Here is a 12,248-nt window from a genome sequence, read left to right on the forward strand (position 1 = left end):
CGCTGTTAGCGTGCCGAGCATGACGTCTCCCGTGTTCCAGCCCGGCCAGACCGTAGTGCGTCGCGAGATCATGCGCGGCGAGCCGTGGATCGCCGTCCCGCAGGTCTGTGTCCAGGATGACGGCGACCTGCTCGTCACCTACACCCCTGGCGGCACGACGCTGGCATACCCGCAGGCCGGCGCGTTCCCCGTGGGGGAGCACCCCTGGAAGGCCGCTGGTGGCACCCGCTGGCGCGGGCACGGTCGGCTCGAGCTCCACTGGGCCGGGGTGGAGCATTCGCTCTTCCTGTTCTGGGCCGGTCCCGAGCGCGCCTTCCAGGGCTGGTACTTCAACCTCGAGGACGCGCCCCGCCGCACCGCCATCGGGTTCGACACGCTCGACCACGAGCTGGACGTGTGGTGGGCCGCCGACGCCGAGACGTACGAGTTCAAGGACGTCGTCGAGTTCGAGGAGACCGGGCCGGCGCGCTACCCCGGCCGCATGGAGCAGATCCGCGCCGAGGGCGACCGGATCGCCGGCCTGCTCGACGCCGGCGAGCTCTGGTGGGACAAGGCCTGGGCCGACTGGACGCCCGACGCGTCGTGGCAGCCCCGCGAGATCCCCGCCGACTGGGCGAGCCTGCCGTTCGAGACGCGCTGAACAGCGACTCGCCGGTAGCGGCGTCCTGCCCGGCGGCTGTCGTCCCATTTCCGGTGGCAACCCGGTTCGTGGGCGCTACGGTCGGTTCGTGCCCTCTTCCGTTCCGGTCCCCAGGCCCGCCGCACCCGGTTCCTCGCCTCGACCCGCCCCGCCCGCCTTCGCCCACCGTGTCGACCCCGCCTGGCCCGTGACCACCGACCGCCTCACGCTCCGCCCGGTCGTCCCCGCCGATGCCGAGGCCTTCCTCGCCTGGCGCTCCAACACCTCCGTCGTGCGGTACATGTACCTGCCGCCGTGGGACCACCCCACGGCGGTGCTGAAGCTACGCACCTGGTCGAACGCCCCCTTCGAGCAGCCCGGCGACGTCCTGGTGCTGGCGGTCGAGCTCGACGGCGACGTGGTGGGCGAGACGCTGCTCAAGTGGGCGGCTGGCCCGCGCCAGGTCGAGATCGGCTACGCCCTGCACCCCGACGTCAGCGGACAGGGCCTGGCCACGGAGGCCGCCGGCGCGACCCTCCGGCTCGCCTTCTCCGCCTACGGGTTCCACCGCGTGTTCGCGCGCATCGACGAGGAGAACGCCCCCTCGGTGCGCGTCGCGGAGCGCCTCGGCATGCGCAACGAGGCCCGCCTCGTGGAGAACGACCTGCGCGACGGCGTGTGGTCCACCGAGGTCGTCTACGCGATCCTCGATCGCGAGCACGCGCGCTCCTGAGACTGGTTCAGCAGGCTCGGGAGCACCAGAACCCCCGAGGTTATGGACTCCCCGAGCCTGCTGAACACGAATCAGCTCCGGGCGGCGCACAGCAGCGCCGGGGTCAGCCGACCGTCAGGTCCGCCCGCGTCCGCAGGTCACCGGCCGACGGCCCGGACGCCACGCCGTAGGAGCCTGGCTGCAGCACCATGGCGCCGCCCTGCCACACGGCGAGCGCGCCCAGGTCCAGCGGCACCGGCACCTCCGCCCGTGCCCCCGGCTCCAGCCGGACGCGCGCGTACCCGAGCAGCTGCCGGCCGGCCGCGGGCACCGGCAGGTCGGGCGACAAGCCGTACACCGCGACGAGCTCGTCCACGAGCCGGTCCCCGGAGTTGCGCACCGAGACCACCGCGGTGTCCGCCACCAGCCGCAGGCCCTCGTACCCGACGGTCGTGTAGCTCAGCCCGTGCCCGAACCAGTAGGCGGGCTCGCTCGCCAGGTGCCGGTAGGTGACACCCTGCCGGGCGACGTCGTAGTCGAACAGGTCGCCGGCCTGCGCCTCGGTGGCCGGCCACGTCTGCGCGAGCCGCCCGTACGGCTCGGCGTCCCCCGACAGCACGTCCACCAGCCCGGTGCCTGCCTCCTGCCCGCCGTGCGACGCCCAGACGAGCGCGCCCGGCGTCGCGTCGAACCCGGGCAGCCCTGGCCCCAGCACGTACGGGTACGACGACGTCAGCACCAGCACCGCCGCCGGGCACGCCTCACGGGCCACACGCCAGATCTCTGCCATCGACCCCGGCAACCCGAGGCTGGTCCGGTCCTCGGTCTCGCGTCCACCCAGGTGCGGGTCGTTGCCCGCGGCCACGAGCACCACGGAGGCGCTCGCCGCCGCCCGCGCGACCTCGGCGTGCCCCGAGACGACGGTGCGCCAGGTGAACCGCTCGGCGTCGGCGAGCCGGGTGGCCTCGGCGACCAGCAGCCCCGACCCGCGCTGCACCCGCAGCCAGCGACCGCTCGCCACGTGGTGCAGCGACCAGGTGCCGTCGTCATGATGGTGTCGCCGGAACGACTCCTGCACCACCCAGCCGCCGACCCGATCGGCGTCGGCCCGCAGGATCCAGCCCGCGCCCGTCAGGAGACGGCCCGAGGTCACCGAGCCGAACGTGAGCAGGCCGTCGCCCCAGTCGGTGACGTCGAGGTGGGTCTCCGGTCCGGCGTCGGACGCCGACACGGTCACCTCGCCCGCTGCGGTGATCGTCACGTACCGGCCGGTCGACGTCGCGCGCAGCGCCACGCGGTCGGCTCCGTCCACGACCTCCACGACGGCGTCGGGGTAGCGCTCGGTGACCGCGCGAGCGAGGGACACCGCGTACGGCGGGGTGCCGGAGTACCAGTCCGTCAGGACGCGGTCGGCCAGCGGCCCGACGACGGCTATGCGCTCGGGCGCTCGCAGCGGCAGCGTCCCGTCGTTGTGCAGCAGCACCACCGACTTCGTGGCGGCCTCGCGGGCCAGCGCCCGGTGCTCCGGCAGGTCGATGGCCTCGGGGCCGATGTGCGCGTACGGGTCAGCCGGCCCGTCGAGCTCACCGGTGCGCAGCCGCAGCTCGATCATGCGCAGGGCCGCGACGTCGACGTCGTCCCGCGTCAGCAGGCCGGCGGCCAGCGCCTCGCGCAGCCGGTCCAGCGTGACGGACGGGTCGGTGTCGTTGTCCGTGAACGAGTCGAGCCCCGCGCGCACCGCGGCGGCGTGCGCCTGCGCGTGGGAGGCGAAGGCCCGCTGGACGGAGACCAGGAACGTGGGCGCGCCGGCGTCGGACACGACGGCCACCGAACCCGGCGCCCACGACCGCAGCTCGGCCAGGAGGGCGCCCGACGTGTGGGCCGGAACCCCGTTGACCAGGTTGTACGAGGGCATGACGGCGCCGGCGACGCCCGCCTCGATCGGCCCACGGTAGGCGGGTAGCTCGTACTCGTGCAGGGTCCGCTCGGACAGGTTCGACGACGTCGCCGAGCGGTCGGTCTCGTTGCCGTAGCCGAGGAAGTGCTTGAGGGCGGGCACCGTCTTCCAGACCGTCGGGTGGTCGCCGCGCAGGCCGCGGCAGTACGCCGTGGCGAGCTGGGACACGAGGCGTGGCTCCTCGCTGTACCCCTCCTCGCCGCGCCCCCAGGCGGGATGGCGCAGCGGGTTCACGACCGGGGCCCACACGTTCAGCGAGACCGCCGGGTCCTCGGCGTGCTTGGCGCGCACCTCGGTGGCGACCAGGTCCCCGAGCCGGCGGAGCAGGTCGGTGTCCCACGTGGCGCCCAGCCCGACGGGCTGCGGCAGGACGGTCGCGCGGCCGAGCCACGCGAGACCGTGCAGTGCCTCGGCACCGGTGTGGAAGGCGGCCAGGCCCAGCCGCTCGATGGCCGGCTGGTGCTGGTGCAGCAGGCTCAGGCGCTCGTCGGGCGTCAGGTGCTCCAGGAGGTCGCGGGCCCGGTCGGTCAGCGGCGCCGCTGGGTCGCGGAAAAGGTGCTGTGTCTCGTCTGGCACGTCGTCGTGCTCCCTTGTCGTCGGGGTTGCCCGGTGGTCATCAGCGTCCGGTCGAAGGGTAAACGGGCTCTCGAAACGGTTCAATGGCCAGCGGGCAATTTGGGCGAATCATTGCCTTCGTTCCCAGCATTGCCCTATGGTTTTGCCATCGACAGAGGTCGAAGCGCTTCGACGAAGAATCGCTCGCCTCCCTGTCGGGTCCGGGCACACTGACGTGCCGCGCTGTCCACAAAGGAGTGAAGAGCCATGACAGCAACCCACTTGGCCGGCGGGCTGAGCCGCCGGTCCTTCCTCGGCTTTCTCGCAGTCGGTGCCGGCGTCGTCGGCGTGCCGTCCCTGCTCACGGCCTGTACCAGCGGTCCGGTGAGCTCCGCGCAGGGTGGTGGCGCCGTGAGCTCTGGCGTACTGCCCACCTACGTGCCGGTCGAGTACGTCAAGCCGGACTTCCCGTCCGTGAACGGCTCCACCGCCGGCTACGCCGCCATCCCGGACGAGCTCGTCACGGCCTTCGCGACGCCGCCCGGGTCCGGCGGCACGTACACGGCGATGACGCCGCTGTGGAGCGCCATCCCGAAGACGTCCGGCAACCCCTACTTCGACTCGGTGAACGCGGCGATGGGGGCCACCGTCGAGTTCCAGATCTCCGACGGCAACACCTACGGCGACAAGCTCGCGGCCGTGCTCGCCTCGGCGAAGGACGTGCCGGACTGGGTGTGCGTGCCCACCTGGAACTTCCCGCCGCGGTTCTCCCAGGCCGTCGACGCCCTCTTCGAGGACCTCACGCCGTACCTGTCCGGTGACAACGTCAAGAAGTACAAGAACCTCGCCAACATCCCCACGGACGCCTGGCGCTACGGCGTCTTCAACGACAAGCTCTACGGCCTGCCGTTCCCGGGGGAGCTCGTCCACCTGGCGACGTTCTACCGGGCCGACATGCTCAAGGAGCTCGGCATCACCGAGCAGCCCAAGGACGCCGACGAGCTCATCGAGCTCGCCAAGGAGCTGACCGACCCGGGCAAGAAGCGCTGGGGCTCGGCCGACCAGTGGATCACGGCGAACATGATGTTCGCGGTGCCGCCGGAGAAGGGCTGGAAGCTGGCCGACGACGGCTCGCTGGTCAGCCGGATCGAGTCCGAGGAGTACCGGGCGGCGCTGGACTGGCAGGCCCGGCTGTACAAGTCGGGTGCGGTGCACCCGACGGCCGTGGCCGACAAGCCCGAGGAGATGAAGCCCCTCTTCGAGGCGGGCGAGATCCTCGTCGTCAACGACGGCGTGGGCGGCTGGCACGAGTCCCTGGGCCGGGTGCTGCCGAGCAACCCGGCCTTCGACCCGCGGCCCTTCGACCCGATCGCCCACGACGGCGGCACCCCGCGGGTCTGGAAGGGTGCCCCGGCGGACATGTTCTCGTTCCTGAAGAAGACGGACGACAAGGCGCAGATCGAGGAGCTCCTCGCCGCCGCGGACTTCCTCGCCTCGCCGTTCGGCACCACGGAGTTCCAGCTCGTCAACTTCGGCCTCGAGGGCGAGCACTACGAGATCGACGGCGACGGTCTGCCCCAGGCGACGGACGCCGCGGCCAGCGAGGTGGCGCCGTCGTACATCTTCCTCGTCGACCCACCGAAGGTGAACGCTCAGGTGCAGTACCCGGGTTACGTCGAGGCCTACTGCACGTGGATGGCCGCTGCCTCCGAGTACGTCGAGGAGCCGCTCTTCTACGGCATGCAGATCACGGAGCCGGCGCAGTTCGCGTCGCTCGCCACACCGTTCGAGGACCTCGAGAAGGACATCGCGCGCGGGCGCAAGACCATGAAGGACCTCGACGAAGCGATCGCGACGTGGAGCAGCTCCGGCGGTGAGGAGCTGCGCGCCTTCTACCAGGACATCCTGGACAAGAAGTGAGCACCGATACCTCGACGGGCACGGCGACCTCCCGCGCGGACAGCCCGCCCCACCGCAAGATTCCCTGGACCACGCGGATGCGGCGCGACCGCACCCTGCTGATCATGGTGGCTCCGGCAGTGCTGCTCCTCGCGGTGTTCGCCTACGTGCCGATGGCCGGCAACGTGGTGGCCTGGCAGGACTACTCGCCGTACGTCGGGATCCGCGAGAGCCCGTTCGTGGGCTGGGCCAACTTCGCGCGCGTCTTCACCAACCCGCTGTTCCTCGACGCCGTCTCGAACACGCTGATCATCACCGCGTTCCAGCTCGTGTTCTTCTTCCCGGTGCCGATCGTGCTGGCGCTGCTGCTCAACAGCGTGCTGAGCCCGGGCCTGCGCACCACCATCCAGTCGATCGTGTACCTGCCGCACTTCTTCTCCTGGGTGATCGTCGTGACGATCTTCCAGCAGATCTTCGGCGGGGCGGGGATGGTCGCGAGCCGGCTACGAGAGGCGGGGTACTCGGGCTTCGACCTGATGACCAACCCGGACACGTTCCTGCTGCTCATCACCGCACAGTCCGTCTGGAAGGACGCCGGCTGGGGGATCATCATCTTCCTCGCGGCGCTGGCCACGGTGGACACCCAGCTCTACGAGGCGTCGGTGGTCGACGGCGCCGGCCGGTGGCGGCGCATGTGGCACGTGACCCTCCCGGCGCTGCGGCCGGTGATCATCCTGCTCCTGATCCTGCGGCTGGGCGACTCGCTCACCGTCGGGTTCGAGCAGCTCATCCTCCAGCGCGGCGCCGTCGGCACCGACGTCGCGGAGGTGCTCGACACGTTCGTCTACTACCAGGGTGTCGTGAACGGCGACTGGGCCTTCGCGGCCGCCGCCGGGCTCGTCAAGGGCCTGGTCTCGCTCGCCCTGGTGCTCGGGGCCAACAAGCTCGCCCACCTCGTGGGCGAGGCGGGGGTGTACCAGCGCGCATGACAGTCCGAACCGAGAACTACGCCAAGAAGCACACGCCCACGCGGCTGCCGAAGCAGCCGCCGAAGCCGCCGCCGCGGCGCTCCGCCCGATATCGCGCCCTGTTGCGCGGCAAGAACCGCCCGGTCTGGGAGGAGGACCCCAACCCGCTGGGGCTCGTCGTCAAGGGGGTGGCGCTGCTGGTCATCACGGCGACCGTGCTGTTCCCCCTGTACACGGTGGTGCTCACCAGCTTCTCCACCCAGGCGGACATCACCCGGTCAGGCGGCCTGGTCATCGTGCCGGGCGGCCTGTCGCTCTCGGCCTACGTGCAGATCCTGTCCGGCGGGATAGTCACCCGGGCCACGATCGTGAGCATCGGGATCACCGTGGTCGGCACCGTGCTGTCCACCACCGTGTCCGTGCTGGCCGCGTACGGGCTGAGCCGGCCAGGCTCCTTCGCGCACCGGCCGCTGCTGTTCGTCTTCCTCATCACCATGTTCTTCGGCGCGGGGATGATCCCGACGTACCTGCTGGTGAGCAACCTGGGGCTGATCGACAGCTACTGGTCGCTCATCCTCCCGGGGGCGGTGAGCGCGTTCAACGTGCTGATCCTGCGGGCGTTCTTCATGGGCATCGACCGGTCCATCACGGACGCGGCCCGCATCGACGGCGCAGGGGACTTGCGCATCCTGGGGCAGATAGTCCTGCCCATGTCGAAGGCCGTCGTCGCGGTGGTCGCGCTGTTCTACGGCGTCGGCTACTGGAACGCGTTCTTCAACGCGATGCTCTACATCAACGACAACGCGAAGTGGCCGCTGCAGCTCGTGCTGCGGTCCTACGTGCTGCAGGGGGTGACGCTCCCCGGCAGCGGCGTTGGCCAGGTCGACGTCGACGACGGCGCCGTGACCGGCCTGCCCGTGAAGATGGCGGTCATGGTGCTCGCGATCATCCCGATCCTCGTGGTGTACCCCATGGTGCAGCGGCACTTCACGAAGGGCGTGATCTTCGGGGCCATCAAGGGGTGAGCTGCACGGGGAGCCCGCCGTCAGCCGAGCGCGCCGGCGGGCCCGGGCGCCGAGCTCGCGCGTTCGGTGAGCACGGGGGCGAGCAGCCTGGTCTCGGACGGCTGCTCGCCCTCGAGGCGGGCCATGACCATGTCGACGGCCACCTTGCCGATGTCCTCGGCGGGCAGGTCGATGCTGGTCATCGGGATCCGCTGGGAGAGGGCGACGTCCGTCGGGCACACCGCGACCACGGACATGTCGGTGCCGACCACGATGCCACGGTCGGCCAGGCGTGCCAGCACGTGGGGGAGCGCGCCCTCGTTGTGCACGATGATCCCCGTGGTGTCCGGCGCGGTGGCCAGGAGCGTGTCCACGGCCTCCGTGGCGCCCGACGGCGTGGAGTCGCACGCCTCCACGTCGACCGTCACGCCGGAGCTCTTGGCCTGGTTCCGCAGGCCCCGCATCATCCGCTCGGCGTAGGACGTGTGCCGCCGCAGCACCTCGGGCGGGGAGCCGATGAGCGCGACGTCGGTGTGGCCGGCGCCGGCGAGGTGCCGCACGGCGAGCCGGCCCGCGGCCTCGAAGTCGAGGTCGACGCAGCTCAGCCCCTCCGGGTCCTCCGGCAGGCCGATGAGCACTGTCGGCTGCTTGGCGGCCGCCACGAGGGGCACCCGCGGGTCGTCCGCCTCGATGTCCATCATCACCAGGGCGTCCACCATGGAGCCGCTGGTCACCCGGTCGAGGCCGCTCACGTCGTCCTGGGTCAGGAGCAGGACGTCGTGGTCGAAGTCGCGCGCACGCGTCACCACGCCGGCGACGAACTGCATGATGACGGGCACGCTCACCCCGACGCGCAGGGGTGCCATGAGCGCTATGACGTTGGTGCGGGACGAGGCCAGCGCCCGTGCCCCTGCGTGCGGCCGGTAGCCGAGCTTCTCGATGGCGCGCTCGACCCGGGCCCGCGTCGGCGCGGAGATGGGCCGCTTGCCCGACAGCACATAGGACACGGTCGAGGTCGAGACCCCCGCCGCCCTGGCGACGTCGTCGATCGTAGCCACAGAGCTCCTCATCTCATCGGTACCGCAGTGTGCCTGGTGCGGTGGCAGGTGGTGCGTGTGACGCGCCGGGCACACCAGTGTGCCGCATGGCAGGGAAGCGCTTCGACAAAATGGTAGCGGATTTAATCTCCGATGGCACTGGACACTCGTGAGCGCGCGGGGTTAGCGTATTGAAACGCTTCGACGATCCAGACGCAGATGTCTGGGCGCGGCCGCAAGGTGAGCCCTCTTGGGCTCTGCGAACCAAGGAGATGCGATGAAGCACAGGCGGACCATGACTGCCGCGGCGGCCGCGCTGGCCGGCGCCCTGGCGCTGACGGGCTGCACCGGTCAGAGCGGTGGCGGTGGCGGTGGCGACACCGACGCCAGCACGCTGACGATCTGGCACTACGAGAACGAGGACTCGGCGATGGGCAAGGCCTGGGCCGAGGCCATCACGATCTTCGAGGAGGAGAACCCCGACGTCACGGTCGACGTCGAGAAGCAGACGTTCGAGCAGATTCAGAAGAACGCCAAGATCGTGCTCACCGGCGACGACGTGCCTGACGTCATGGAGTTCAACAAGGGCAACGCGACGGCGGGCCAGCTCGCGGCGCAGGGCCTGCTGACCCCCCTGACCGACGCCGCGACCGAGCGCGGCTGGGACGAGAAGCTGACCGGCTCGCTGGCGACCACCGCCACGTACGACGAGCAGGGGCTGATGGGCTCCGGTGAGTGGTACGGGGTGCCGAACTACGGCGAGTTCGTCGGCGTCTACTACAACAAGGACATGTTCGCCGAGCACGGGCTCGAGGTGCCGACCAGCCTGGACGAGTTCGACGACGTCCTGGCCGCCTTCAAGGAGGAGGGCATCACGCCGCTGGCCGAGGCCGGCGCCGAGTACCCGCTCGGCCAGCTCTGGTACGAGCTCGTGCTGGCCTACGGGGACCGCGCCCTGGTGGACGACTACCAGCTGTTCGCGAACGACGTCGACTTCCACAACGAGGCGATGACCAAGGCCACCGAGAAGCTCGACGAGTGGATCGAGAAGGGCTACATCGCCTCCGACTCGGCAGCGCTCACCGCCGAGGACATGGGCGTCTCGTTCATCGACGGCACCTACCCGCTCATGGTCAGCGGGTCCTGGTGGTTCGGCCGGCTCGCCACCGAGGTCGAGGCCGACTGGGGCCAGTTCAACTTCCCTGGCAACACGCTGCACACGGGTTCGTCGGGCAATCTCTGGGTGGTCCCGGCCAACGCCGACTCCCAGAGCCTCGCCGAGGAGTTCATCGACATCACGCTGCGGCCCGAGGTCCAGAACGTGCTGGCCGCAGAGGGTGGCCTGCCCGTCGCCGGCGACGCCTCGGTCATCGAGGACGAGCGCACGCGGGAGCTGACCGAGAACTTCCAGGCGATCCTGGACGAGGACGGCCTGGCGTTCTACCCGGACTGGCCGGTGGCCGGCTACTACGACGTGATCGTCAGCGAGCTGCAGTCCCTGGTGAACCGGTCCAAGACCCCGGACGAGGTGCTGGACGGGCTGCAGAGCTCGTACGACGACGGCAAGGCCGACCTGCTCGATGGCTGACAGCACCCTGACCGAGGAGCGACCGCGGACGGCCGAGCGCCCGCGAGCCTCGCACGGGCCGCGCCGTCGTCGTCGGGCCCGGTGGGTGGGGTACCTGCCCTACCTGCTGCCCGGCGGGATCGCGTTCCTCGTGGTGATCGGGTACCCGCTCGTGACCAACGTGTACTTCAGCCTGTTCAAGTGGCGCGGCGGCATGGCGCCGCTGCGCTGGAACGGGCTGGGCAACTACGTGGACCTGATGGCCGACGACAAGTTCTGGACGTCGTTCGCCAACTCGGCGGCGATGATCGTCGCGATGGTCGTCGTGCCGACGCTCCTCGGGCTCGTGCTCGCCGCTGTGCTGTTCGACTATCTCGGCCGACGGTTCGGCGAGCGCGTCTCGTCGGTGCTGCGGGCCACCTACTACCTGCCGCAGATCCTGCCCGTGGCCGTGGCGGGCGTCCTGTGGAACTGGATCCTGAACTCCCAGACCGGGGCGCTCAACGTGCTCCTGCGCGGGATCGGCATCGAGACGCCGCCCAACTGGCTCGGCGACCCGAGCACGGCCCTGCCGTCGGTGATGCTCGTGCTGATCTGGGTCCAGATGGGCTATCCGGTGGTCATCTTCATGGCGGCGCTGCAGCGGGTGGACCCTGAGCTCTACGAGGCGGCCGAGCTGGACGGCGCCGGCTGGTGGGACCGGTTCCGGGCCATCACGGTGCCCCAGATCCGGCCTGAGATCTTCGTGGTCACGCTGACCTGCACGGTCGCGGCGCTCAAGGTGTTCGGGCCCATCTACGTGCTGACGCGCGGCGGACCCGAGAGCTCGACCCTCGTGCCGAGCTACTACTCGTACCTGAGCTTCTTCGACAAGTCCCAGGTCGGCTACGGAGCCGCGATCGCCACGGTGCTCACGCTCGTGATCGTCGTGGTGGCCGTGATCATCCTCGGTCTGCAGGGCCGAGCGGAACGACGTGAGCGGGAGGGGACCTGACATGGCTGTCGCCACAGACGTGCGCGCGACCACACGAACGGCTCAGCTGCGCAGCACCGCCGTCGACACCCGGTACCGCCGCGGCGTCGGTCGCTGGCTCGTGCTGGCCGCCGCGGTGGTCGTGGGCCTCGCGGTCCTCGCGCCGTTCGGGATCATGCTGCTCAACGCGTTCAAGTCGCCGCAGGACTATGCGGCGAACGGGCCCCTGGCCCTGCCGTCCGGCCTCTACCTCGACGGGGTGGTGGCCTTCTGGGAGCGCACGGAGTTCCCGGTGAAGCTCTGGAACTCGTTCTTCATCTCGGCGGTCGTGGCCGTGCTCGCCGCGCTGCTGTCGCTGTTCAACGCCTACGCGATCGGCATCGGCAGGGTGAAGGGGCGGCTGTGGATCGTCGCGCTGTTCCTGCTGGCGAACATGCTGCCGCAGGAGGCGCTGATCTACCCGCTGTTCACCATGGCGCAGGCGGTCGGGCTCTCGAACTCCCAGTGGTCGGTGATCATCATCTTCACCGTCATCCAGTCGGCGTTCGGCACCTACCTGCTGTCCTCGGTGCTCGGCACGTTCCCGCCGGCGCTCCTCGAGGCCGCCGCGCTCGACGGCGCCAGCCGGTGGCGCATCCTCTGGCAGGTCGTCTTCCCGATCGTGCGGCCGACGCTCTCGGTCCTGATGATCTTCTTCTTCATCTGGACCTGGAACGAGTTCTTCATCCCGCTGGTCATGCTGACCAGCAACGACACCCAGACCATCCCCATCGCCCTTGCCTCGCTGCAGGGCGATCGCATGATGGACGCGCCGACGATCAACGCAGGCTCGCTCGTCTCCCTCGTGCCGGCCGTCGTGTTCTTCCTGATCTTCCAGCGCACCCTGACCCGTGGCGTGACGGCCGGAGCGATCAAGTGACCGCACCCCGCCCTGCCCACCACTACGCCGAGAGGTTT

At 70.2% G+C, this 12,248-nt stretch carries 10 protein-coding genes; 8 read left to right on the top strand and 2 right to left on the bottom strand.

Features of this window, described 5'->3' with window-relative positions; translation table 11 throughout:
• Positions 1-19: 19 nt before the first annotated feature.
• Complete coding sequence (locus APR04_RS18325) at positions 20-640, top strand: ribonuclease FAU-1 family protein (RefSeq protein ID WP_253872731.1); 621 nt, start codon at positions 20-22, stop codon at positions 638-640.
• A gap of 88 nt (positions 641-728) precedes the next feature.
• Positions 729-1,352, top strand: a complete 624-nt coding sequence (locus tag APR04_RS18330; RefSeq protein WP_253872734.1) for a GNAT family N-acetyltransferase — start codon at positions 729-731, stop codon at positions 1,350-1,352.
• Between the two features lie 103 nt (positions 1,353-1,455).
• Here the strand turns inward: APR04_RS18330 and APR04_RS18335 are convergent, their stop codons facing one another.
• Positions 1,456-3,864: a glycoside hydrolase family 3 C-terminal domain-containing protein gene (locus tag APR04_RS18335; RefSeq protein WP_253872737.1), complete on the bottom strand. Its 2,409-nt coding sequence runs from the start codon at positions 3,862-3,864 to the stop codon at positions 1,456-1,458.
• Positions 3,865-4,110: 246 nt separating this feature from the next.
• On the opposite strand from APR04_RS18335, the gene APR04_RS18340 reads away from it, so the two are divergent.
• Genes APR04_RS18340 through APR04_RS18350 form a run of 3 tightly spaced genes read left to right on the top strand, consistent with a single transcriptional unit; the run spans position 4,111 to position 7,735 of the window.
• Positions 4,111-5,763 carry an extracellular solute-binding protein gene (locus tag APR04_RS18340; protein ID WP_253872740.1) on the top strand — a complete coding sequence of 551 codons (1,653 nt, stop codon included), beginning with the start codon at positions 4,111-4,113 and terminating at the stop codon, positions 5,761-5,763.
• Positions 5,760-6,731: an ABC transporter permease gene (locus APR04_RS18345; protein WP_253872742.1), complete on the top strand. Its 972-nt coding sequence runs from the start codon at positions 5,760-5,762 to the stop codon at positions 6,729-6,731. The genes APR04_RS18340 and APR04_RS18345 overlap by 4 nt, the downstream gene beginning before the upstream one ends.
• A complete protein-coding gene (locus APR04_RS18350) occupies positions 6,728-7,735 on the top strand; it encodes a carbohydrate ABC transporter permease (RefSeq protein WP_253872745.1) in 1,008 nt (335 codons plus the stop codon). Before APR04_RS18345 ends, APR04_RS18350 begins: the two co-directional genes overlap by 4 nt.
• 20 nt (positions 7,736-7,755) lie before the next feature.
• On the opposite strand, the gene APR04_RS18355 is transcribed toward APR04_RS18350, so the two are convergent.
• Complete coding sequence (locus APR04_RS18355; RefSeq protein ID WP_253872748.1) at positions 7,756-8,772, bottom strand: LacI family DNA-binding transcriptional regulator; 1,017 nt, start codon at positions 8,770-8,772, stop codon at positions 7,756-7,758.
• Positions 8,773-9,028: 256 nt separating this feature from the next.
• Between APR04_RS18355 and APR04_RS18360 the strand changes: the two genes are divergently transcribed.
• The 3 genes from APR04_RS18360 to APR04_RS18370 are packed head-to-tail and all read left to right on the top strand — an operon-like array spanning position 9,029 to position 12,210.
• Positions 9,029-10,339, top strand: coding sequence for an ABC transporter substrate-binding protein (locus tag APR04_RS18360; protein WP_253872750.1), 1,311 nt, complete (start codon positions 9,029-9,031; stop codon positions 10,337-10,339).
• Complete coding sequence (locus tag APR04_RS18365; protein ID WP_301312679.1) at positions 10,332-11,312, top strand: carbohydrate ABC transporter permease; 981 nt, start codon at positions 10,332-10,334, stop codon at positions 11,310-11,312. The genes APR04_RS18360 and APR04_RS18365 overlap by 8 nt, the downstream gene beginning before the upstream one ends.
• 1 nt (position 11,313) lies before the next feature.
• A complete protein-coding gene (locus APR04_RS18370; protein ID WP_253872752.1) occupies positions 11,314-12,210 on the top strand; it encodes a carbohydrate ABC transporter permease in 897 nt (298 codons plus the stop codon).
• Positions 12,211-12,248: the final 38 nt, after the last annotated feature.

Origin of the sequence: Promicromonospora umidemergens (assembly GCF_024171995.1) — a bacterium.
In the GTDB taxonomy this organism is placed as follows: domain Bacteria; phylum Actinomycetota; class Actinomycetes; order Actinomycetales; family Cellulomonadaceae; genus Promicromonospora; species Promicromonospora umidemergens.

Excerpts from the sequence above, each read along its gene's own strand:
- APR04_RS18325 (WP_253872731.1), top strand. The coding sequence starts at position 20 with ATGACGTCTCCCGTGTTCCAGCCCGGCCAGACCGTAGTGCGTCGCGAG.
- APR04_RS18340 (WP_253872740.1), top strand. The coding sequence starts at position 4,111 with ATGACAGCAACCCACTTGGCCGGCGGGCTGAGCCGCCGGTCCTTCCTC.
- APR04_RS18350 (WP_253872745.1), top strand. The coding sequence starts at position 6,728 with ATGACAGTCCGAACCGAGAACTACGCCAAGAAGCACACGCCCACGCGG.
- APR04_RS18360 (WP_253872750.1), top strand. The coding sequence starts at position 9,029 with ATGAAGCACAGGCGGACCATGACTGCCGCGGCGGCCGCGCTGGCCGGC.
- APR04_RS18365 (WP_301312679.1), top strand. The coding sequence starts at position 10,332 with ATGGCTGACAGCACCCTGACCGAGGAGCGACCGCGGACGGCCGAGCGC.
- APR04_RS18370 (WP_253872752.1), top strand. The coding sequence starts at position 11,314 with ATGGCTGTCGCCACAGACGTGCGCGCGACCACACGAACGGCTCAGCTG.